This is a genomic window from Streptomyces sp. NPDC002386 (assembly GCF_053593175.1).
On sequence record NZ_JBSFBX010000004.1, the window covers coordinates 1 to 22,407 of the forward strand.

15 protein-coding genes are annotated in these 22,407 nt (G+C 72.4%); 7 read left to right on the forward strand and 8 right to left on the reverse strand.

Going from position 1 to position 22,407, the window contains the following annotated elements; all coding sequences use genetic code 11:
• The first annotated feature begins 445 nt into the window (after positions 1-445).
• Positions 446-895: a PTS sugar transporter subunit IIA gene (locus ACWCPN_RS09550; protein ID WP_199209734.1), complete on the forward strand. Its 450-nt coding sequence runs from the start codon at positions 446-448 to the stop codon at positions 893-895.
• Between the two features lie 76 nt (positions 896-971).
• The gene (gene ptsP, locus ACWCPN_RS09555; protein ID WP_365123051.1) at positions 972-2,642 is read left to right on the forward strand and encodes a phosphoenolpyruvate--protein phosphotransferase; all 1,671 of its coding nucleotides are present in this window, start codon (positions 972-974) and stop codon (positions 2,640-2,642) included.
• 69 nt (positions 2,643-2,711) lie between these two features.
• Here the strand turns inward: ptsP and ACWCPN_RS09560 are convergent, their stop codons facing one another.
• Both ACWCPN_RS09560 and ACWCPN_RS09565 read right to left on the reverse strand, forming a co-directional pair.
• Entirely contained in the window at positions 2,712-3,605 is an 894-nt protein-coding gene (locus tag ACWCPN_RS09560; protein ID WP_451203839.1) for a hypothetical protein, read from the reverse strand.
• Positions 3,606-3,742: 137 nt separating this feature from the next.
• Complete coding sequence (locus tag ACWCPN_RS09565) at positions 3,743-5,710, reverse strand: acetoacetate--CoA ligase (protein WP_451203841.1); 1,968 nt, start codon at positions 5,708-5,710, stop codon at positions 3,743-3,745.
• Positions 5,711-5,924: 214 nt separating this feature from the next.
• Here ACWCPN_RS09565 and ACWCPN_RS09570 point away from each other — a divergent pair, with 214 nt between their 5' ends.
• Positions 5,925-8,285 carry a glycoside hydrolase family 31 protein gene (locus ACWCPN_RS09570; RefSeq protein WP_451203843.1) on the forward strand — a complete coding sequence of 787 codons (2,361 nt, stop codon included), beginning with the start codon at positions 5,925-5,927 and terminating at the stop codon, positions 8,283-8,285.
• A gap of 9 nt (positions 8,286-8,294) precedes the next feature.
• Here ACWCPN_RS09570 and ACWCPN_RS09575 read toward each other — a convergent pair whose 3' ends face one another.
• Positions 8,295-8,831, reverse strand: coding sequence for an NUDIX domain-containing protein (locus tag ACWCPN_RS09575; protein WP_451203845.1), 537 nt, complete (start codon positions 8,829-8,831; stop codon positions 8,295-8,297).
• Positions 8,832-9,032: 201 nt separating this feature from the next.
• Here ACWCPN_RS09575 and ACWCPN_RS09580 point away from each other — a divergent pair, with 201 nt between their 5' ends.
• From ACWCPN_RS09580 to glpK, 3 genes are all read left to right on the forward strand, one after another.
• Positions 9,033-10,682: an EAL domain-containing protein gene (locus ACWCPN_RS09580; protein WP_451203847.1), complete on the forward strand. Its 1,650-nt coding sequence runs from the start codon at positions 9,033-9,035 to the stop codon at positions 10,680-10,682.
• 364 nt (positions 10,683-11,046) lie between these two features.
• The gene (locus tag ACWCPN_RS09585) at positions 11,047-11,796 is read left to right on the forward strand and encodes an MIP/aquaporin family protein (RefSeq protein WP_451203849.1); all 750 of its coding nucleotides are present in this window, start codon (positions 11,047-11,049) and stop codon (positions 11,794-11,796) included.
• 85 nt (positions 11,797-11,881) lie between these two features.
• A complete protein-coding gene (gene glpK, locus ACWCPN_RS09590; protein WP_451203851.1) occupies positions 11,882-13,402 on the forward strand; it encodes a glycerol kinase GlpK in 1,521 nt (506 codons plus the stop codon).
• Between the two features lie 130 nt (positions 13,403-13,532).
• Here glpK and ACWCPN_RS09595 read toward each other — a convergent pair whose 3' ends face one another.
• Genes ACWCPN_RS09595 through ACWCPN_RS09615 form a run of 5 tightly spaced genes read right to left on the reverse strand, consistent with a single transcriptional unit; the run spans position 13,533 to position 21,458 of the window.
• Positions 13,533-14,138, reverse strand: coding sequence for a GTP-binding protein (locus tag ACWCPN_RS09595; RefSeq protein WP_365123032.1), 606 nt, complete (start codon positions 14,136-14,138; stop codon positions 13,533-13,535).
• The gene (locus ACWCPN_RS09600) at positions 14,119-17,757 is read right to left on the reverse strand and encodes a hydantoinase B/oxoprolinase family protein (RefSeq protein ID WP_451203853.1); all 3,639 of its coding nucleotides are present in this window, start codon (positions 17,755-17,757) and stop codon (positions 14,119-14,121) included. The genes ACWCPN_RS09595 and ACWCPN_RS09600 overlap by 20 nt, the downstream gene beginning before the upstream one ends.
• 24 nt (positions 17,758-17,781) lie before the next feature.
• Positions 17,782-18,177, reverse strand: a complete 396-nt coding sequence (locus tag ACWCPN_RS09605; RefSeq protein ID WP_199209741.1) for a DUF742 domain-containing protein — start codon at positions 18,175-18,177, stop codon at positions 17,782-17,784.
• A gap of 9 nt (positions 18,178-18,186) precedes the next feature.
• A complete protein-coding gene (locus ACWCPN_RS09610) occupies positions 18,187-18,621 on the reverse strand; it encodes a roadblock/LC7 domain-containing protein (protein ID WP_365123026.1) in 435 nt (144 codons plus the stop codon).
• Positions 18,618-21,458, reverse strand: a complete 2,841-nt coding sequence (locus ACWCPN_RS09615; RefSeq protein ID WP_451203856.1) for a nitrate- and nitrite sensing domain-containing protein — start codon at positions 21,456-21,458, stop codon at positions 18,618-18,620. Before ACWCPN_RS09615 ends, ACWCPN_RS09610 begins: the two co-directional genes overlap by 4 nt.
• Positions 21,459-21,876: 418 nt before the next feature.
• Between ACWCPN_RS09615 and ACWCPN_RS09620 the strand changes: the two genes are divergently transcribed.
• Positions 21,877-22,401, forward strand: a complete 525-nt coding sequence (locus tag ACWCPN_RS09620; protein WP_451204527.1) for a hypothetical protein — start codon at positions 21,877-21,879, stop codon at positions 22,399-22,401.
• Positions 22,402-22,407: the final 6 nt, after the last annotated feature.

Consider the following 22,407-nt stretch of genomic DNA (forward strand, 5'->3'; position numbering starts at 1 on the left):
CAGATGCTGGAGACGGGGTATCAACATATCTGGCGTTGATTTTTGGCACGCTGTTGAGTTCTCAAGGAACGGTCGCTTCCTTTGTACTCACCCTCTCGGGCTTTCCTCTGGGCGCTTCCCTTCGGTGTTCCAAACTCTATCAGTGTTTTTCCGACTCCCTGACCGCCTCTCCGCGAACATGCGGAAGCGATCCCGAGAGAGGATCTGACCAGTTTGGTTGCTGCCGGGCTGCGACACTTTCGCGCCGCACCGCCCCAAGCAGGAGTACGACAGTACACGGGGCCTCAGAGGCCATGCAAATCGGCGGTGTTGGTGGTCTAGACCACTTGCTGGTAGGTTCCATACGGAACCGTCACTTCCTTTGGCATACGCTGCTGCTCAGCGCGCCGTTTACGGGACAGGCAGTGACGGCCCCACCCGCAGCTCCACTCCTGGGAGGCTTCCCATGACCACCGTGACGTCCCCTCTCGCCGGTCGGGCCATCGGACTGGCCGAAGTGCCGGATCCCGTCTTCTCCGGGGCCATGGTCGGCCCGGGTACCGCGATCGATCCCGTGCGTGAGCCCTCCGAGGCCGTCGCGCCGGTGGACGGCGTCATCATTTCCCTGCACCCGCACGCCTTCGTCGTGGTCGACGGATCCGGGCACGGTGTGCTCACCCACCTCGGCATCGACACCGTTCAGCTCAACGGCGAGGGTTTCGAGCTGCTCGTCAGCAAGGGCGACACCGTGACGCGTGGGCAGAGCATCGTGCGCTGGGACCCGGCCGCGGTCGAGGCTGCCGGCAAGTCGCCCGTGTGCCCCGTCGTGGCTCTGGAGGCCACCGCCGAGTCCCTCTCCGAACTGCGGGACAGCGGTGACGTGAAGGCCGGCGACAGCCTCTTCTCCTGGAACTGACGGCAGGGCCGCCGTCCGGCGGCGTACTGGAAGACCACCGCGGCGGCGGTCCCGCCGCACTATCGGAGACGGTGAGATGGAGACAACGCTGCGAGGCGTCGGCGTGAGCCACGGTGTGGCGATCGGCGAGGTTCGGCACATGGGAACGGCGGTACTCGAACCGCCTGCCAAGCAGATACCCCCGGACGAGGCGGGTCGCGAGCAGGGACGGGCCCGCCAGGCGGTGGACGCCGTGGCGGCCGATCTGATGGCACGCGGCAATCTGGCCGGCGGCGAGGCCCAGGCGGTGCTCGAGGCGCAGGCCATGATGGCCCAGGACCCCGAGCTGATGGCGGACGTGGAACGGCGGATCGCCGTCGGCAGCACGGCCGAGCGTGCCGTGTACGACGCGTTCGCCGCGTACCGCGAGCTGCTGGCCGGCGCCGGGGAGTATCTCGCCGGGCGGGTGGCCGACCTGGACGACGTCCGGAACCGGATCGTCGCCCGGCTGCTCGGCGTCCCGATGCCGGGAGTCCCGGACAGTGACAGGCCCTATGTACTGGTGGCGCGCGATCTGGCGCCCGCCGACACGGCGTTGCTCGACCCCACACTCGTCCTCGGTTTCGTGACCGAGGAGGGCGGGCCGACCAGCCACAGCGCCATCCTGGCCCGCGCCCTGGGCGTGCCGGCCGTCGTGGCGCTGCCGGGCGCCGGGGAACTCGCCGAGGGGAAGGTGATCGCGGTCGACGGCAGCAGCGGTGACGTCTTCGTCAACCCGAGCGCCGAGAAGAGGGCCGAGCTGGAGTCGGCGGCCGCCGAGCGCAAGGCGGCGCTGGCGGCTTCCACCGGTCCGGGTGCCACGGCCGACGGGCACAAGATGCCGCTGCTGGCCAATGTCGGCGGCCCCGCGGACGTGCCGGCCGCCGTGGAGGCCGGCGCCGAGGGTGTCGGTCTGTTCCGCACGGAGTTCCTGTTCCTGGACGACAGCAAGAACGCGCCGTCCGAGGACAAGCAGGTGGAGGCCTACCGGCAGGTGCTGGAGGCGTTCCCCGAGGGCCGTGTGGTGGTCCGGGTGCTGGACGCGGGCGCGGACAAGCCGCTCGAGTTCCTGACCCCGGCGGACGAGCCGAACCCGGCTCTGGGCGTGCGGGGTCTGCGGACGCTGCTGGACCACCCCGACGTCCTGCGCACCCAGCTCACCGCGCTGGCCAGGGCGGCGGAAGGGCTGCCCGTCTATCTCGAGGTCATGGCGCCCATGGTGGCGGACCGTGCGGACGCCAGGGCGTTCGCGGACGCCTGCCGCGCGGCGGGGCTCCGGGCGAAGTTCGGCGCGATGGTGGAGATCCCGTCCGCCGCGCTGCGGGCGCGTTCGATCCTTCAGGAGGTCGAGTTCCTCTCGCTGGGGACCAATGACCTCGCGCAGTACACCTTCGCCGCTGACCGCCAGGTCGGTGCGGTGTCGCGGCTCCAGGACCCGTGGCAGCCCGCGCTGCTCGACCTGGTGGCGCTGTCCGCCGAGGCGGCCAAGGCCGAGGGCAAGAGCTGCGGCGTGTGCGGCGAGGCGGCGTCCGATCCGCTGCTGGCCTGTGTGCTGACCGGTCTGGGTGTCACCTCCCTGTCCATGGGCGCGGCGTCGATTCCCTACGTCCGGGCGACGCTGGCGAAGTACACGCTGGCGCAGTGCGAGCGGGCCGCCGCCGCGGCGCGGGCGGCTGACAGCGCCGACGAGGCCCGCGGTGCCGCGCAGGCGGTACTGTCCGGGGAGTAGTCGGTCCCGGCTCGTACCGGATGGCCGGTTCAGGGGCGTCCCGCCGTCGGTGGGGCGCCCCTGGCGCGTTCAGTGGCGGTGTTCCGGTGGCGTGTCCTCCTGTCCGAGGTCGGGCGGTGCGCAGTAGTCGACGCCGGGTTCGGGGCTGATGAGGTCGCCGGACTCGGCGTCCGTGCAGTAGGCGTCGAAGACCTCGGCGGCGCTGAGGGCCACGAGGCCGCCGCCGCGCAGTCGCCAGCCGTGCACGCGGTCGGCCGTGCCGGGCGAGCTGACGCGCATGACCAGGCCGCCGGGACTCCTGGTGGCCAGGCCGAGGGCGAGGACACCGATGAATTCGAGGGCTTCCGCCTCGTCGAGTTCGGTGGCGTCCCCGGTGCCCTGGTCGGCGTGGAGGACGGCGACGAGGGTCTCCGCCGGCGCCGAGACGCTGCAGACGAGGTGGCGGTCGCCGGGCGGGGCGGTGTCGAGCATGCGGGCGACGAGGTCGGAGGCCCGGGTGAAGGCGGCGCGGCCGATGTCCTCGCCGCAGGTGGCGCAGGGGCCGAGGCGGGTCAGGAGGATGGTGGCGTACTCCCAGGTGGCCTGTCGTACGGCCTCGTCGACGAGGTCGGGCAGGAGTGCGGTGAGAGGACGGCCGTCGTAGGGGACGGTGGGGCCGGTGGCGGCAAGCCGCGCGGTGAACCGGGCACGGCTGGCGGATGCTTCGGGGTCGAGGCCGGTTTCCGCGCAGAACGCCGCGTAGTCCTCCGGGTCGAACAGGGCCAGCGTGGTGTGGCCGCCCCGGGCCGCGCGGCTTTTCAGCAGGGACTCCACCTGTCGCAGGTAGGTGGAGTGGTCGTCGAAGACGAAGCTGCGGTAGCGCCGCATGACGCTGAAGTCGTGTTCGTCGGTGAGCAGGCCGATGGTGCCGGCGATCTCGCGGTGCAGGACGCGTCGCATCGCCCGCTGGTCGGTGTGCGCCATGTTTCCCCCAAGTGCGCTGTCGATCAATGCTCACTCACAGTAACCGTGGGCACTGACAGCGACCTTCAGGGAGGCGTCGGGCCCCGGACTTCGCCGCCTTGCGGGCGGTCCGGGGCCGGACGCGGGTGCACGCGGGGTCAGGCGCGCTTGCGGGCCAGTTCCTCGTAGAAGCCGAGCAGCGTGAGGTTGTCGATGGAGCCGGGGTTGACGGCCTTCTCCAGGGGGGTGCCCTGCAGCAGGCGCTTGACCGGGACCTCGATGCGCTTGCCGGTGAGGGTGTGCGGGATGCCGGGGACGGCGATGACCTCGTCGGGCACGTGGCGCGGGGAGAGCTGTTCGCGGATGGCCTGCTTGATCCGGGTCAGGAGCGCGTCGTCGAGGACGGCGCCGGGTGCCAGGTGCACGAAGAGCGGCATCCAGTAGCCCCCGTCGGGCTGCTCGATGCCGATGACGAGGGACTCCTTGATCTCGGGCAGCCGTTCCACCACCTCGTAGATGTCGGCCGAGCCCATGCGTACGCCCTGCCGGTTGAGGGTGGAGTCGGAGCGGCCGTGGATGACCACCGATCCGCGCGAGGTGAGGGTGATCCAGTCGCCGTGCCGCCAGACGCCCGGGTAGGTGTCGAAGTAGCTGTCGTGGTAGCGGTTCCCGTCGGGGTCGTTCCAGAAGTGGATCGGCATGGACGGCATGGGGTTGGTGACGACCAGTTCTCCCACCTCGTCGACGAGGGGTTTGCCGCTCGGGTCCCAGGACTGCAGATCGGTGCCGAGACCGGGCGCCTGGAGCTCGCCGGTGTACACCGGCAGGGTCGGTACGGCGCCCGCGAAGCAGGAGCAGACGTCCGTGCCACCGCTGACGGAGGCGATCCACAGGTCGTCGCGGACCTCGTCGTGCAGCCAGCGGAATCCGTCCGGCGGCAGCGGTGAGCCGGTGGTGGCGACGCACTTGACGCGGGAGAGGTCGAAGTCGCGGGAGGGGTGCACGCCCGCCTTGCGGCAGGCCATGACGTAGGCGGCGGAGGTGCCGTAGAGGGTGGCGCCGGTGCGCTCCGCGATGCGCCACTGGGCGCCGGTGTCCGGGTAGCCGGGGCTGCCGTCGTACAGGACGATCGTCGTTCCCGTGAGCAGGCCGGAGACGAGGAAGTTCCACATCATCCAGCCGGTCGAGGTGTACCAGAAGAAGCGGTCCTCGGGGCCGAGGTCGCAGTGCAGGCCGAGCTGTTTGAGGTGCTCCACCAGGATGCCGCCCTGGGACTGGACGATGGCCTTGGGCAGGCCGGTGGTCCCGGAGGAGTACAGGACCCACAGCGGATGGCCGAACGGAACCTGTTCGAAGACGGGCTCGGTGTCGGCGGCCGTCAGGGCCGACCACTCCAGGGCGCCCTCGGGTGCTTCGGTGCCGAGGAGCGGGACGTGGACGACGGCGCGCAGGGTGGGCAGCTCCCGGCGCAGTTCGGCGACGGCCTCGCGGCGGTCGTGCTCCTTGCCGCCGTAGCGGTAGCCGTCGACGGTGAACAGGACGACGGGTTCGACCTGCTGGAAGCGGTCGAGGACGCTGCGGGCGCCGAAGTCGGGGGCGCAGGAGGTCCACACGGCGCCCACGGCGGCCGTGGCGAGGAGGGCGACCACGGCCTCGGGGATGTTCGGGAGGTATCCGCTGACCCGGTCGCCGGGGCGGACGCCGAGGTCGCGGAGTTCGGCGGCGAGGGAGCCGACCTGGCGGCGCAGCTCGGCCCAGGTCACCGGGCGCGGTTCGTGGGTCTCGTCGACGTGGAGAAGCGCCGGCTCGTCGGGGCGGGCGGCCGCGGCGCGCAGGGCGTGCTCCGCGTAGTTGAGGGTGGCGCCTGGGAACCACTCGGCGCCGGGCATCGAACGGTCGCCGAGCACGCGCGTCCAGGGCGTCGAGAATCCGACGTCGAACCAGTCGGTGACGGCTTTCCAGAACGTGTCCAGCTGCTCGACGGACCACTGGTGCAGTGCGGCGTAGCCGCCTTCGGCCGGGGCACCGTGGTGCTCGGCGGCCCATGCCTGGAACTCGGTGATGCGGGCCTGGGCGATCCGCTCGGGATCGGGCTGCCAGAGCGGTTGGGGGTTCGCTGTCGACATGGGGCGGCTCCCGGGCTGTGCGCGTCGTGTGCGTCGGTCCGCGCACGGGCTGGGGTGTGCGCGTGACGCGGCTGACAGGGACGATGCCATGTGATCGACTTCCGCACCAGGGCGGACCCCACATAGTCCGTGTCGTGAAGATGTGGCCGGGGCACGGGTGAACGGCAGTTGAACGACACGCGCGCGCGGGGCGATCAGTGGCAGGGTGAACAGCATGGACGGTCGTGACCTGGTGCGTTCGGTGAGTGCGGGTGGTTCGGGGCGGGCGGCTCAGGGGTTGCGTACCGTGCGGGCGGCGTGGCGCAGACGGCGGATCGACGCCGCCGGGCTGCCCCCGCGGGGGGCCGAGCGCGCTCGGGTCCCGGGCCGGGTGCGGGGGGCGGAGCCGGGGCCGGGGGGCGGTCTGATCCGGTTCAGCCGGTCCGAGCTGCGGATCACCGTGACGGTCAGCGGAGCGGTGTTCTGGGGCTGGGACGGGGCGGCTCCGGAGCCGTCGTACGCCCTTGCCGGGGTGTGCCCGGAGCCCGATCCGCGGGCCGTGCTGGAGCCGGACAAGGACGGCGGCTGGCGGGTGGTGGCCGAGCGGGTGACCGTCGTCGTCTCCCGGCACGGGGCGCTGCAGGTGTGCACCCCGGGCGGTGTCGTGCTGCGGCGGGAGATGCCGCCTCGCTGGTGGGAGCCGGAGGCCGGGGGGCCGGCGCGGTGGACGCAGCGGTCCGAGGTCGCGGCGGACGCTCGGTTCTTCGGTCTGGGCGGGCGCGCGAGCGGCCCGCGGTTGCGCGAAGGCACCTACCGGCTGTGGAACACCGATCCGGGCCGTGCGTTCGGTCCGGGGGACGATCCGCTCTACGTGACCATGCCGGTGCAGCTGGTCGTCGCGGACGCCGCGACCCATCTGATGTTCCACGACACCACGTGGGACGGCACGGTGAGCCTGCGGGAGGGCGAGGAGGGCGCCGGGTCCGGACACGACCGGGCGGGACGCTGTGAGCTGCGCATGGACGGGGGGCCGCTGCGCTGCTGGGTGATGGTGGGCACGCCCGCGCGCGTGCTGCTCACCTGGGCCTCGCTGACCGGAGCGCCCGCCCTGCCGCCCGCTTGGGCGCTCGGCCACCAGCACGCGCGGTGGGGCTTCGGCGATGAGCAGGAGGTGCGCCGGATCGTCGCGGGGTACCAGGAGCGCGATCTGCCGCTGGACGCCGTGCACCTGGACATCGACCACTTGGACGGCCATCGGACGTTCACCGTCGACCAGGAGCGGTTCCCGAAGCTGCCGGTGCTCGCGGAGGAGCTGCGCCGGGGAGGGATCCGGCTGGTGTCGATCGTCGACCCGGCGGTGAAGGCCGTGCCGGGTGGCGCCGTGTACGACAGCGGTTCGGCCCTGGACGCGTTCGTGCGGGACGGCTCGGGGCGGACGGTCCGGGGCGAGGTGTGGGCCGGCGAGTCGGTCTTCCCGGACTTCACGCACGCGCGCGTGCGGAAGTGGTGGGGCGGGCTGTACGAGGAGCGGCTGGCGCAGGGCTTCGCCGGGTTCTGGCACGACATGAACGAGCCGACGTCGTTCAGCGCCTTCGGTGAGACGACGCTGCCCCGTTCGGCGCGGCACGCGGTCGAGGGGCGCGGTGGCGACCATCGCGAGGCGCACAACGTGTACGCCCTCTGCATGGCCAGGGCGGGCTACGAGGGGCTGCGCGAGCTGTCACCCCGCGAGCGGCCGTTCCTTTTCTCCCGGTCCGGCTGGGCGGGCATGCAGCGCTACGGCGGCACCTGGTCCGGGGACGTGGCGACGGGCTGGCCGGGGCTGCGGGCCTCGCTGGCGCTGGTGCTGGGGCTGGGTCTGTGCGGGGTTCCCTACTCGGGGCCGGACGTGGGCGGCTTCGACGGCAGTCCGTCGCCGGAGCTGTATCTGCGCTGGTTCCAGCTGGGCGCGTACCTGCCGCTGTTCCGGACGCACGCCGGTCTGCGCGCGGGGCGCAGGGAGCCGTGGGAGTTCGGTGCCGAGGTGCTGGGGCACGCGCGCGCGGCGCTGCTCGAACGCCGGCGTCTGCTGCCGTACTTCGTGACGCTGGCGCACCTGGCGCGGCGCACCGGCGCGCCCTACGTGCGGCCGGTGTGGTGGGGGGCGCCCGAGGACCGCGCGCTGCGCGACTGCGAGGACGCCTTTCTGCTCGGTGACCAGCTGCTGGTGGCGCCGGTCCTCGATCCCGGTACCGGCCGGCGCGCGGTGCGGCTGCCGCGGGGCCGGTGGTACGACACGGTGACGGAGCAGGCGTACGAGGGTCCGGGGCGGGTCTTCCTGGACACGCCGCTGTCGCGGATACCGGTGCTCGCGCGCGCGGGGGCGGTCGTTCCCGTGCGGGGCGAGGACGGCGGGCTGGGGCTGGAGGTGTGGGCGCCCGTCCACGGGCGGACCGGGGGCGGGCTGGTCGTCCAGGACGCGGGGGACGGCTGGGACGAACCGGTGATCGAGCGCTATACGGCCCGCCGGCAGGGCCGGCGGGTGGCGGTGACCTGGGAGCGGGAGGAGGGCTCGGCGGAGCCGCCCCACCCGGTGCGGGTACGGGGACTCGGCTGAGCGGGCGGCTCAGATGTAGCGGCCCTCGAACCAGCCTCGTACGGCGAGCGTGTGCAGCGGGAAGGCGAGTTCCTCGGGGCGGCGCAGCAGGTGCCAGCCCTCGGTCTCTTCCGTGGCGCCGGACGGCGGGAGTCCTTCGGCCGGGCGTTCGGGCAGGAGCCCGAACAGCAGCAGGTGCCCGTCGGGTGAGCTCATGGCGTCCACGAGGCGGACGTCACGGGCGGCGGCGTCGATGCCCGTCTCCTCCTTGAGTTCGCGCACGACGGCCTGTTTCCAGTCCTCCCGGTCGTCGATGTAGCCACCGGGCAGGGCCGTTCCTCCGCGCGCGGGGGCGATGGTGCGGGTGATGACGACCAGGGCGGTGCCGGTGGTGTCGTAGACGGGCTGGAGCGCGACGGCGACCGGCAGCGGGTTGCGGTAGGCGACGGTGCCGCAGGAGGGGCAGGTGCGCGGCCAGCCCGTCACGCCCTCTCCGTAGGGCGCCCCGCAGCTGGAACAGTGGGATCCAGGCGCGGAGTTGGCGGTTGAATGCTGATTTTCGGACACGCGCGGACTGTATCCGATCAGAGGAGCGACTTCTTCCGGCACTGACGAACAGGCAGCCGACGTGGAACCGGGGAGCCCGGTCGGCAGGTCACGGGCGCGCTCCCACCGCCCGCCCTCCACGCTCCGTGATCGCCCTGGAATGCTGCGTGAACGTCTCATGAACTGGGCCTGGGCGCTTTTCGGCGGCGCCATCATGCTCCCGTGCACTCCTGGACGGATACTCTCCGCTTCGCCTTCCAGCCGGTGGTCAACCTGAGGACCGGCGCGGTCGCCGCACTGGAGGTGCTCGCCCGCCCGGAGACCGGCGACGTGCTGGCCGAGGCTCGCCGGGACCCCGAACTCGACGCCGTGCTGGCCGTGCTGGCGCTGCGCGCGGCGACACGCAAGGAGACGCTGCTGCCGCTGCACCTCAACGTCTTCGCGGCCACCCTCGCCGACCTCGGCGGCCTCGCCCGGCTGCACGACGCCGTCCGCGCGGCGGGCCGGATGCCCTGGGAGGTGACCCTCGACATCGTGCCGCCCTGCACCCATGTGCCGCAGCGGGCGCTGCTGGAGGCGGTGGGCGCGCTGCGCGAGCAGGGGTTCCGGATCAGCGCGGACGGCATCGGGGACGGGGACGTGCCCCTGCGGCTGCTCACCGACCTCTCCCCCGACCTGGTCAAGCTCGACGCCTCGCTGCTGGCCCGGCCGGCCGCCGTGCGGGCGATGCGGACCCTGTGCGAGCAGCTGGGCGCCCTGGTGGCGGTGGAGGGCGTGGAGACCGAACTGCACTGCACGGCCGCGCTGTCGGCCGGTGCGCAACTCGCCCAGGGCCAGCTGTTCGCGCCGCCGGCCCGGATTCCGGCGGCGGACGTGTACGTTCCGCCCCACTCCCCCGCGGCTCCGGCCCGGCAGCGGCCGGGGCCGCCGGTGCGGGAGTTCGTGCGCCCCGCGGCCGTTCTGCCCGTGACGGCTTCGGCGGGGCAGGTCCGCGCGCTGCTGACCGGTACGCCGGAGGTCTCCGGGGTGCTGCTCGTGGACCAGGCCGGGGTGCCGGTCCGTTCGGTGCACCGGTCGCGCTTCCTGCTGTCGATGTCCGGCCGGTACGGGCACGCCCTGTACGCGGACCGGCCCGCGTACAAGCTGGGCGACGCGCCGCGCGCGGTCGGCGTGGACGCCACCGCCTGGGAGGTGCTGGACGTCGTCGCGGTCGGCGGCAGCGACCGCACCTCGGACGACGTGGCCGTCGTCGACCACCGCGGCCGGTGCGTGGGCGTGGTGCGGCTCGCGGACCTCGTCCGGGCGCTGGCCGAGACCCGGGTGGAGGAGGCGGCCGGTCTGAATCCATTGACCCGGCTGCCCGGTTCGGACGCCATCACGGGCGAGGTGGACCGGCGGATCGCCGAGGGACGGGCGTTCGCGCTCAGCTGGCTGGACATCGACCACTTCAAGCAGGTCAACGACGGGGCCGGATTCGCCGCGGGCGACGAGCTGATCCGCTCGGTGGGCCGGGCACTGCAGGAGGCCGCGGCGGGGCACGCGCGCGTGGGCCACATCGGCGGGGACGACTTCCTGGTACTGGCCGAGGAGGAGGCCCTGGAGCCACTGGCCGAGGCCGTGCTCGACGCTCCCTGGTCGGCCGGCGGCCGACCGGTCACGCTGTCCCTCTCGACCGTGGTGTGCCGGCCCGGGAGCGTGTCCGACCACCGGCAGGCCGCCGCTCGTCTGGCGCCGGTGAAGAGGGCCGCGAAGGCACTGGCCGGGACGAGCTGGGTGCTCGCGCGCGCGGGGCTGCCCGGGCAGGAGATCCGGCGCGGCCGCGGCGCGGCACCGGCCCGGGCGGGCCGCGCGACGGCCGAGCCGCTCGGGTGAAATACCCGGCCGTACACGGCCGTTCGAGCCCCGACCTGCGGGAAGGGAGCCGCCGGAACGCACGCCTGGGCGACCGCTGTCACCGTTGCCGTCGGCGACCTTGACGGCCTCCCGGCGCCGGTGAACACTTCCCGGTGTCAGCCGACATCGCCGTACATTCATGGCGTATTCAGGCACTGCGCCACGGGTGTTTTCCCTGCCCACCGGCCTGCCCCTGGAGGCGATACGGCTGCGACGGCACGCTCGTCACGGACGCCGGGCGGGGCGCGGGGCCCTCCCTGCTCTCGGCTGAAGTCGCCAAAGGAACCGTTCCTGCACGGAGGGCCGGGGCTGTTCGCCCCAGGCCGGCGTCAAGGGAGCCGCCATGAGCAACGGAGACATATTCGTCGGCGAAGTCATCGGAACCGCGATCCTGATCCTGTTCGGTGCCGGTGTCTGCGCCGCCGTCACCCTCAGACACTCCAAGGCGCGCGCCTCCGGGTGGGTGGTCATCGCGTTCGGCTGGGGATTCGGCGTGCTGGCCGGCGCCTACACCGCCGCTCCCCTGTCCGGCGGGCAGCTCAATCCCGCGGTCACCATCGGCATCGCCGTGGACACCGGCAAGTGGGACAAGGTCTGGGTCTATCTGCTGGGCCAGATCGTCGGCGCGATGCTCGGCGCCGTCCTCGCCTACCTCGTGTATCTCGCGCAGTTCCAGGCCAATGTCCGCAAGGAGGGCACGACGGAGGGAAGCGGCGACGAACCGGTGCCCACGCTGGGCATCTTCTCGACCATCCCGGAGATCAGGAGTCCGGTCGCCAACCTCGTCACCGAGATCATCGCGACCATGTCGCTCGTGCTGCCCGTCCTCGCCTTCGGGCTCACCAAGGGGCTCGGCGAGTCCGGCACGACGGTGCTGATCGTCTCGCTGCTCGTCGTCGGTATCGGGCTCTCCCTCGGCGGCCCCACCGGATACGCCATCAACCCGGCCCGCGACCTCGGCCCGCGCATCGTGCACGCCTTCCTGCCGATCCCGAACAAGGGCACGTCCGACTGGGGTTACTCCTGGATCCCGGTCGTCGGCCCGCTGATCGGCGGCGCGCTGGCGGGCCTCGTCTACAACGTCGCCTTCTGACCGGGCGACCCGACCGCGCACCGCGCGCGGGGCCCGGCCGTGAAGGCCCGATCCAGCGACCCGACCCAGCGACCCAGGGACACCCATGACGGACACCGCCGAGAAGTACGTCGCCGCCATCGACCAGGGCACCACGTCCAGCCGCTGCATCATCTTCGACCACGATGGCGCGATCGTCGCCGTGGACCAGCGAGAGCACCGTCAGATCTTCCCCAAGCCGGGCTGGGTGGAGCACGACGCCACCGAGATCTGGTCCAAGGTGCAGGCCGTGGTGGCCGGGGCGCTGGCCAAGGCCGGGCTGCGCGCCGACCGGCTCAGCGCGCTCGGCATCACCAACCAGCGGGAGACCACGGTCCTGTGGGACCGGGCCACGGGCAAGCCCGTGCACAACGCGATCGTCTGGCAGGACACCCGTACCGCCGCCCTCTGCCGTGAACTGGGCGGCACCGACGGGCAGGACCGCTTCCGGGAGCCGACCGGGCTCCCGCTGGCCAGCTACTTCTCCGGGCCGAAGGCGGCCTGGCTGCTGGACAACGTGCCGGGGCTCAGGCAGCGCGCCGAGCGCGGTGAGATCGCCTTCGGCACCATCGACTCGTGGCTGATCTGGAACCTCACCGGCGGTCCGGACGGCGGCCGGCACGTCACCGACGTCACCAACGCCGGCCGCACCATGCTGATGAACCTGAACACGCTGCAGTGGGACCCCGCCATCCTCTCGGCGATGAACGTGCCGGAGGCGGTCCTGCCGGAGATCAGGTCGTCCGCCGAGGTGTACGGCACCGCGGTCGGTCCGCTCGCCGGGGTACCGGTCGCCTCGGCGCTCGGCGACCAGCAGGCGGCCGTGTTCGGGCAGGCCTGCTACGACGTCGGCACCGCGAAGAACACCTACGGCACCGGCAGCTTCCTGCTCCTCAACACCGGCGACCGGCCGGTGGCGTCCAAGAGCGGTCTGCTGACGACCATGGGCTACAAGATCGGCGGGGAGGCGCCGGTGTACTGCCTGGAAGGGTCCATCGCGATAACGGGCGCCCTGGTGCAGTGGTTCCGCGACCAGCTCGGCATCATCCGCGACGCCGACGAGATCGAGACCCTCGCGGCGAGCGTCGAGGACAACGGCGGCGCCTACATCGTGCCGGCCTTCTCCGGACTGTTCGCGCCCTACTGGCGCTCCGACGCGCGCGGTGTCGTCACCGGCCTGACCCGCTACGTCACCCGCGCCCACCTCGCGCGCGCGGTGCTGGAGGCGACGAGCTGGCAGACCCGGGAGGTCGTGGACGCCATGTACCAGGACTCCGGGGTGCGGATCACGACCCTGAAGGTCGACGGCGGCATGACGAAGAACAACCTGCTCATGCAGCACCAGGCCGATGTGCTGGGGGTTCCGGTGATCCGGCCGCGGGTCTCCGAGACCACCTGCCTGGGAGCCGCCTACGCGGCCGGTCTGGCGACCGGCGTGTGGAACGACTTCGACGAGCTGAAGTCGCACTGGCAGCGGGACGCCGAATGGATCCCCGCGATGGAGGCACAGGCGCGCGACCGCGAGTACCGCAACTGGCGCAGGGCGGTGGAGAAGAGCTTCGGCTGGCTCGAGGACGACGACGTGTAGGGGCGAGGACACCCGGCACGCGCGCGTACGAGGCGCGTGAGACCCTCACGCGCGTGCCGGGCGTCCGCGGGGACCGCGGCCCGTACCCCTGTCGGCGGGGGTACGGGCCGTGCCGCGGTCCGGGGCGGCATCAGGTGGCGACGGACCGTCGACGACCGGCCGCGTACTCCATCGCGTGCTGGACGACGCCGATGAGCACCTCCTTGACCGACTCCCGGTCGCGTGCGTCGCACAGCACGACCGGCACCTCCTCGTCCAGGTCGAGGGCCTGCCGCACGGTGTCCGCGGGGTAACGGTCCGCGCCCTCGAAGCAGTTGACGCCGACGACGAAGGGGATCGAGCGCCGTTCGAAGTAGTCGACGGCGGCGAAGCAGTCCTCCAGGCGGCGTGTGTCCGCGAGGACCACGGCACCGAGCGCGCCCTCGGACAGCTCGTCCCACATGAACCAGAAGCGTTCCTGTCCGGGTGTCCCGAACAGGTAGAGCACGAGGTCCTCGCGCAGGGTGATGCGGCCGAAGTCCATGGCCACGGTGGTCGTGTGCTTGCCCTCCACGCCGCTGGTGTCGTCGACCGGACGCCCGGCCTCGGTGAGCAGTTCCTCGGTGCGCAGCGGCCTGATCTCGCTGACCGCGCCGACGAGTGTCGTCTTGCCCACGCCGAAGCCGCCGGCCACCAGGATCTTGAGCGTGACGGGCTCGACCGGTGGCTTGCCGCGTTCAGAACGCCCGAAGATCATCCGTCTCTTCTCCTGCTTGATCGTGTTCGGGTGACGGCCGGCCGTAACCGCCGCCACCAGGGGTTTCGATGACGAGAACGTCGCCCGGACCTACGTCCGTCGAGCCGCTCCCACCGAGATCGGTGACCGTGCCGTCAGCCCGTTCCACCCGGTTGGCGCCGAGCGCTCCGGGCTCTCCGCCGGCCATGCCGTACGGCGGTACGCGGCGGTGCTGGGAGAGCGTGGAGACGGTCATGGGCTCCAGGAACCGGATGCGGCGCACGGCACCGTCGCCGCCGCGCCGGCGCCCCGCACCGCCGCTGCCCCGCCGCACGGTGAACTCCTCCAGCCGGACGGGAAGCCGCCACTCCAGCACTTCGGGGTCGGTGAGCCGCGAGTTGGTCATGTGGGTCTGCACGACGTCGGCACCGGGGAAGCCGTCGCCGGCGCCGGATCCGGAGGCCACGGTCTCGTAGTACTGGTGGCGTTCGTTGCCGAAGGTGACGTTGTTCATCGTTCCGGAGCCCTCGGCCTGCACGCCGAGCGCGGCGTAGAGGGCACCGGTGATCGCCTGGGACGTCTCCACGTTGCCGGCGACGACGGCGGCGGGCGGCTCGGGGGCGAGCATCGAGCCGGGCGGTACCACGATGTCCAGCGGGCGCAGACAGCCGTCGTTGAGCGGGATCTCGTCGGCGACCAGCGTGCGGAAGACGTACAGGACGGCCGCGTCGACCACCGAGGAGGGGGCGTTGAAGTTGGTCGCCAGCTGGGCGGAGGTGCCGGTGAAGTCGATGGTCGCGCGCCGCTCTGCGCGGTCGACTCGCACCCGGACGCGGATGACGGCGCCGGAGTCCGTCTCGTAGGCGCACTCCCCGTCGTCCAGGGCGTCGACGACCCGGCGGACCGCCTCCTCCGCGTTGTCCTGGACGTGCCGCATGTAGGCCTGGACGACGTCGAGGCCGAACTCCTCGATCATGCGCCGGACCTCGTCGACGCCCTTGCGGTTGGCGGCGATCTGCGCGCGCAGGTCGGCCAGGTTGGTGCGGACGTTGCGGGAGGGGTGGGGGGCCTCGGTGAGCAGGCGGCGGGTCTCCTCCTCGCGGAAGCGGCCGTCCTGGGCGAGCAGCCAGTTGTCGAAGAGGACGCCCTCCTCGTCGATGGTCCGGCTGTGGGCGGGCATGGAGCCGGGGGCGATGCCGCCGATCTCGGCGTGGTGGCCGCGGGAGGCGACGTAGAAGAGGATCTCGGGCGCACTCCGCGTGACCGTGACGTCCTCGGTGTCGAAGACCGGGGTGATCACGGTGACGTCGGGCAGATGGGTGCCGCCGTGGTACGGGTCGTTGACGGCGTAGGTGTCGCCAGGGCGCATCGAGGTGCCGCAGCGGCGGACGACCTCCTTGACGCTGGTGCCCATGGAGCCCAGGTGGACCGGGATGTGGGGCGCGTTGGCCACCAGGTTCCCGAGGGGGTCGAACAGGGCGCAGGAGAAGTCCAGCCGCTCCTTGATGTTGACGGACTGGGCCGTGGACTCCAGCCGCGCACCCATCTGTTCGGCGATCGACATGAAGAGGTTGTTGAAGACCTCGAGCAGAACGGGGTCCACTTCCGTGTCGGATTCGGAACTCTCCGTGACCGTCGTGCGTTCCATGACCAGATGCCCGTCGTGTCCGGCCGCGGCCCGCCAGCCGTCGTCGACGACGGTCGTCGCGCCGGGCTCGGTGATGATCGCCGGTCCGGTGACGGTCTCGCCGGGCGGGAGGGCCTCCCGGCGGTGGAGCGGTACGTCGTGCCAGGCGCCGCCGGTGTGCAGCCGGACGTCTCGCGGTGCGGCGCGGTGGCCCTCGTAAGGGGCGAGGGAGGAGAGATCGGGGGGTGCGGTGATGCCGGTGGCTTCGACGGAGAGGGCCTCGACGACGACCGGGCGGTCCAGGGTGAAGGAGTACGTGGCGCGATGACGTTCTTCGAAGGCGTGCGTCATGGCGCCGGGTTCGGTCAGCTCGACGGTGAGGGTGGTGTCGGTGCCGTCGTAGCGGAGCTGGGCACGGCGGGTGACCTCGATGCGGTCCTCCGGGACGTCCTCGGCGCGCAGTTCGGCGCGGGCGGCGCGCTCCAGGGCGTCGGCCATCTCACGGACGCCCGGCATCGAGGCGGCTTCCAGGGGGGTCTCGACGGACTGTTCGCGCATGGCCGTGGTGTCGGCGAGGCCGATGCCGAGCGCGGAGAGCACACCGGCCATGGGGGGTACGAGAACGGTGCGGACGCCCAGGGAGTCGGCGACGCGGCACGCGTGCTGGCCGCCCGCGCCCCCGAAGGTGGTCAGGGCGTAGCGGGTGACGTCGTGGCCCTTCTGGACGGAGATCCGCTTGACGGCGTTGGCGATGTTGGCGACGGCGATCCGCAGGTAGCCCTCGGCGACCTGCTCGGGCGTGCGGTCGTCGCCGGTCCGCTCGCGGATCTCGTGCGCGAGGGCGGTGAAGCGGTCGCGTACGACGGCGGCGTCGAGGGGCTGGTCGCCGCCCGGGCCGAACACCGCGGGGAAGTGGGCGGGCGGGATGCGGCCGAGCATCACGTTGGCGTCGGTGACGGTGAGCGGTCCGCCGGCGCGGTAGCAGGCGGGCCCGGGGGCGGCGCCTGCCGAGTCGGGCCCGACGCGGTAGCGGGAGCCGTCGAAGTGGAGCACGGAGCCGCCGCCGGCGGCGACGGTGTGGATGTCCAGCATCGGGGCGCGCAGCCGTACGCCGGCGATCCGACTGGTGAAGACGCGTTCGTACGCGCCGGCGAAGTGCGAGACGTCGGTCGAGGTGCCGCCCATGTCGAAGCCGATGACGCGGTCGAAGCCGGCCCGCTGCGACATGCGGGCCATGCCCACGATGCCGCCGGCCGGTCCGGAGAGGACGGCGTCCTTGCCGCGGAACTGCCCGGCCTCGGTGAGCCCGCCGTTGGACTGCATGAACATCAGCCGCACACCGTGCAGTTCGTCGGCGACGTGACGTACGTAGCGGCGCAGCACCGGGGACAGGTAGGCGTCGACGACGGCGGTGTCACCGCGCGGGACGAGCTTCATCAGCGGGCTGGTCTCGCTGGACAGCGAGATCTGCGGGAATCCGGTGCGGGCGGCGAGGTCGCCGATGGCGCGTTCGTGGGCGGGGTAGAGGTGGCTGTGCAGGCAGACGACGGCCACCGCGCGGATCCCGTCGTCGTACGCCTGCCGGAGCGGTCCGGCGAGCGCGTCGAGGTCGGGGGCGCGCAGCACGGTTCCGTCGGCGGCGACGCGTTCGTCGGCCTCGACGACCCGCTCGTACAGGAGCCCGGGCAGCCGGATGTGGCGGGCGAAGATGGCGGGGCGGTTCTGGTAGGCGATGCGCAGCGCGTCGCGGAAGCCGCGGGTGATCACCAGCAGGGTGCGCTCGCCCTTGCGTTCCAGCAGCGCGTTGGTGGCGACGGTGGTGCCCATGCGCACGGCGTCGACGGGCTCCCGGGAGCCGTGCAGCAGCTCCCGTACGCCCGCGACCGCCGCGTCGGCGTACCGCTCGGGGTTGTCGGACAGCAGTTTGTGCGTGAGCAGCCGGCCGTCCGGGCGTCGCGCGACGATGTCGGTGAAGGTGCCGCCTCGGTCGACCCAGAACTGCCAGCCAGTCACGTCGTCACTCCGCTTCCGCGCCGGTCACAGCGCCCGGAGGCCGTTGATCACATCGCGCAGAATACTCTCGTCCGGCAGCTCGGCCGGGGGCACCGGGCGCGTCACGTGGACGAGTTCCGCGTGCACGAGATCCCCGATCAGGACGCGCACGACGCCGATGGGCAGGTCCAGTTCCGCGGCGATCTCGGCGACGGACTGCGGTGCCCCGGCGCAGAGCCCGACGATCTCCACGTGCTCGGGGGCGAGCGTCGGGTCCGTCTCCGGGTCCTCCGCGCCCGGCTCGGTGACGACCACCGCGATCAGATCGAGGCGGTGCTGTCCCTCGCTCGTGGTGCGGCCGCGCGTCATGGCGTACGGGCGGACGACCGGCCCGGCATCGTCGTCGAACCAGTGGCTGCTTCCCTGACCGTCTCCGCTCATGTCATCCCACTACCCGCCTGCGGGCAGATCGGTGCGCGGTGCGGTGATGAGGTGCACGCCGACCCGCTTGACCAGCAGTGTCATCTCGTAGGCGACCTGTCCGACGTCGGAGTCGGCGTCGGACAGGACGGCGAGGCAGCTGCCGTCCCCGGCGGCGGTGACGAACAGGAAGGCGTCGTCGAGCTCGACCACGGTCTGCCGGACGCTGCCCGCCTCGAAGTGGCGGCCCACGCCCTTGGCGAGGCTGTGGAAGCCGGACGCGACCGCGGCCAGGTGTTCGCTGTCCTCCCGGGTCAGGTCCTTGGAGACCCCCGTGGGCAGGCCGTCGCCGGAGAGCACGACGGCCTTGCGGATGCTGGCGACCCGGTCGACGAGCTCGTCCAGGAGCCAGTTCAGCTCGCCCTTGTTCGGCTCCGTGTGGCCGGTGGCCTTCGGTGCGGTCATCGACCGTCCCCCTTAGTCGTTCCTTGTGCTGTGCCGTTGCGTGTGTCGTCGCCCGAGGTGTTCTCCTCCCGGCCGCGCTGCCAGCCGCGCTGCAGCGACGCCATCCGGTTGCGGACCTCGTCGGCGTCGCGGTCGGCCGGTTCCTCGGCGCGCTCGGGGCGCGGCGTGGGTTCCTGCTTCAGCTGCGGGGCCAGGCTGGCCTGCCGCACGCGCCGGGGCAGTGGCCCGGCACCGCCCGCGGTCTCCGGGCCGGGGCCGTCGCCCGCGGGTGGGGCGCCCCCGCCGGGACCGCGGCCGGAAGCGGCCGGCGCGGGCCGGGGCCGCCGGGGCAGCGCCGGGACCTCGGGGGTCCGCTCCGCCCGGTCACCGGGGAGGACCGTGTATTCGTCCGCGCCCTCGGGGAATGCGGGCGCTCGCCGGGCCGCCGCGCCGCGCCGGCGGGCGGGCAGCGGGGCCGGACCCGCGGCGTCCGTGCGGCGCGGGCCGGGCCCGGGCTGGTCGTCCGGGTCGCCGCGCCGGTCGCGCTGTTCGACGACGGGCCGGCCGTGCGAGCTGACCAGCTTGGGCGTCTGGCGCCGCGGCGGCGGTACGGGGCCGCCGGTGCGGTCGGGGTCCGGGCTGTCGGCGGCGCGCGGCGGGACCGGCTGGTGCGGCTCGTCCGCCAGTGCGATCCGCCGTTCGTCCGCGTGGTCGCGGGTACGGCGGGAGCGGAACAGGCCGCCGCGCTCGCTCTCCTCGTCCGTCAGGGCACCGGGGAAGTCGTCGACGATGGCGTCCAGGTCCACCGGCGCCTCCAGCTCGACCGGGCCGTCCAGCAGCGAGGTCGGCAGGCCGGGGAGCTGTACGGCGGTCTGGGACCGGGCGGGGCCGAGGCCCAGGGCCGGTCCGGCCTCCTTGGCCGGGCGTTCGCGGTCGAGGCGGAAGCCGATGCCGTTGGTGTCCGGCACGTCGTCGGACAGCAGCAGGTCGGGGATGAGGACGACGGCGGTGGTGCCGCCGTAGGGAGAGGGCTGCAGGGAGACCCGGACGTTCTGGCGCTGGGCGAGACGGCTGACCACGAACAGGCCGAGCCGGTCCGTGTCCGAGAGCTCGAACTCGGGTGTCTCGGCGAGCCGGAGGTTGGCGTCCAGCAGCGCCTCGGCGGTCATTCCGAGACCCCGGTCGTGGATCTCCAGGGTGAAGCCGTTGGCGACGCGCTCACCGAGGACCTGTACGGCGGTGTGCGGCGGGGAGAAGACCGTGGCGTTCTCGAGGAGCTCGGCCACCAGATGGGTGACGTCGGCGACGGCCGGGCCGGTGACGGCGACCCGCGGCAGGCGCCGGACCTCGATGCGCTCGTAGTCCTCCACCTCGGCGACGGCGGCGCGGACGATGTCCATGAGCTGCACGGGGCGCCGCCACTGCCGCGACGGTGCAGCGCCGGAGAGGATCACCAGGCCCTCGGCATGGCGGCGCATGCGGGTGGTGAGGTGGTCCAGACGGAAGAGGTCGGCGAGTTCGTCGGTGTCCTCGGTCCTGCGCTCCATGGTGTCGAGCAGGGTGAGCTGCTTGTGCAGCAGGACCTGGCTACGGCGGGCGAGGTTGACGAACACCTCGGAGACGCCGGAGCGCAGTTCGGACTGCTTCACCGCGGCCTCGACGGCGGCGCGCTGGAGGGTGTTGAGGGCCTGGCCGACCTCGCCGATCTCGTTCTTGTCGTACTCCAGCCGCGGTACCTCGGTCTCCACGTCGACGTGCTCACCGGCGGAGAGGCGGCGCATCACGCTGGGCAGCCGCACGCCGGACGCCTCGTGCGCCTCCAGGCGCAGCTTGCGCAGGTCCCGTACGAGGCTGCGGCCGACGCGCACGGAGAGGACCAGGGACAGGAGGAGGGCGACGAGGCCGAGGACGCCCGCGACGGCCGCCTGCACGATCACGCCGACCGCGACGGGCCGCATCCGGTCCTGGAACCGGTCGCCGGCCTGGTCGTCGAGGGTGCCGAGTTCGTCGAGGACGCCCGCCGCGGTGGAGTCCCAGCTCCGGGCGGTGACGCCGCGCGGGGTTCCGGGACCGGTGCCGGTGACGGACTGTTCGGCCGCCAGCAGCGGGGCGGTGGTGGCGTTCTCCCAGAAGCGCTCGTACCGGTCGCGTTCCGGTGCGGGGAGCAGCGGCAGGCTGATGTCGTAGAGCAGGTCGCGCTGGGCGACGAGGTCGGAGATGTCGCGGGCCTCGTCGCGGGAGACCTTGCCCACCACCAGCGCGGAGCCGAGCAACGCGTCCTCACGGGAGAGGAGTTCGCGGGCGCGGGAGAGGTTGACGAGGGCGCGGGCCTGCTCGTTCATCTCGACGCTGTCGATGCCGTCGAGAGAGGCCAGCAGGGTGTAGCAGGGGTCGACGAGGCGGTTGTAGCGGTCGAAGGCCTGGGCGCGGCTGACGGTGCGCGCCTCGACGCCGCGGCGCAGGGAGTCGAGGCCGTCGAAGGCGTCCAGGACCGTGGTCAGACGCTCGCTGTCGTCCCCGTCCATGCCGTCGCGGACGTCCCGCTCCCGGGCGTGGTCGCGGATCTCCGCGAGGGAGCGGTCGGTCGCGGTGCGGGTGCGATTCAGCGCCGAGAGGGCGTCGGCCGCGCGCGGGTCGGCGAGGTAGACGAGGGTCTGACGGCGTTCCTGCTGCAGGCCGCGGGCGGCGTCCTCGGTGGGATAGCCGATGTCCTGCACGATGTCGGACACGGTGAAGAGCCGGGTGACCTCACGACCCGTGAGTACCGTGGCGAAGCCCCAGATGGCGGTCAGGGACACCAGCGGCACGAGAAGCAGCGCCACGATCTTCCGGCGGATCGACTTCCCGCGAAAGCGCATGGCCTCCCCCAGCTCGACCCCCGGCGGTCGGGGGTGCACATGTGCGTCAACAAACGGCGCGAGCCTACTACCGCCGCACGGATAACTCGAAGACGCGTGTGGCGTGCGAACTTCCGCACCGGAGGCGGTAGATGACGAGTTGTCCGGGCATTGCGGGACTTTGCGCCCGGGGTGCGGGGGCCCGCCACCGTACCGGCCGGAGCAGTACGGACAATTGGTTGGCCGGAACTTTTCGCCGAAGGGAATCTTCGCGGCTTGTCACGCGTCTTTCCTCATGGGAAATGGGGGCGGAATCGGACGCAGGAGCCGCATCCCGCATCCCGGCGGCGTAAATGTGCGCATGCCGGGCAGCCAATGGGAGTCGGCGTCTTCGGACATCGGGGCAAGGGGCCCGCCGGCGGTGGGGAGTGACACGGTGATGGGCACGGCGGAGCGGCGCGGAACGACCGTGGAGAGCGTGGCGGAGCGCTCGTCGGCGCGGCGGCACCTGGAAGCACCGGATCGCGACATTCCGGCACAGGAGCGCGCCGAGGAGCACACCGGCGAATTCCGGCAGCGGCAGTTGTGGGTCGACGAGCCGGCGAAGCGACGCCGGCTACCGGATCCGGTGCGTACGGCGGCGGTGCGAGCGGTGCTGATCGCCTCGGTGACGCTGATCCAGGCGGTGGTGGCGTTCCTGTGCACGATGGCCGGCTCGTGGCTGGCCTTCCCGATGGTGATCAGCACTGTGGCCAGCACGATCGTCGCCACGTGGGGCGTCGCCGACGTCTGGGTGACCCGTCAGGTGTGGAACCAGCGGTACGGCGTCGTCTCCGAGCCGAGCAGCACGGCCCGGGCGCTGCGCCGTGAGCGCCGGTCCCGCCGGCGCCAGGAACGGGCCACCCTGCGGGAGCAGGCGCGGATACGCCGGAGGGGCGGCGCCGGGCAGCTGTCCCACTCCTGACGGAGC